The 513-nt window shown below is 47.2% G+C and carries 1 protein-coding gene; it reads right to left on the bottom strand.

What is annotated here, in order from left to right; genetic code table 11:
- On the bottom strand, positions 1 to 498 hold a 498-nt coding region (locus LRL21_RS44850; RefSeq protein WP_240422218.1), incomplete at its 3' end, for a hypothetical protein.
- Between the last annotated feature and the right edge of the window lie 15 nt (positions 499 to 513).

Genomic DNA, 513 nt, shown 5'->3' on the forward strand with positions numbered 1-513 from the left:
GCTCAACGTAACCCCACCTGCATCCGCGAAGCTGAGGGCAAATACTACTTTACTGTTGATTAATTGTGGAATCTGCATCATGGCCTGGAATGTATATGGCTTATTCCCTTCCATCGCCACATCTTGAAATAAAAATGACTTACCACCTTCTGGAATCGTCACTACGCTGATTTTCTGGGCCTTTGATCCTGAGGTTCCACCATCGACCACTTCACTGCTCCCGATGATTCCCGCGCTATCCGCTTTGTTCCAACCATTGGCAATTCCGTTAAGACCCCCGATCGCTGTTTCAAATGAACCATTTGTAAGTAAATTATCATCATTCGTATAGCGTAAACTGGCCTGGTCGATATAGAAAGTTCCGCTTCCTCCCGCCGCGGTTCCCTGCAAATAAATATGCACCCTTACACTAGCTGTGTTCATGGGAGTAACCCCGCTCATTGTCTTCGATGTATAGCCAGGCAATGTCGTTCCCATTTCTGATGTTGCGGTACTCATCGTGGTTCCACTTGC

Origin of the sequence: Paenibacillus periandrae (assembly GCF_022458865.1) — a bacterium.
In the GTDB taxonomy this organism is placed as follows: Bacteria; Bacillota; Bacilli; order Paenibacillales; family NBRC-103111; genus Paenibacillus_S; species Paenibacillus_S periandrae.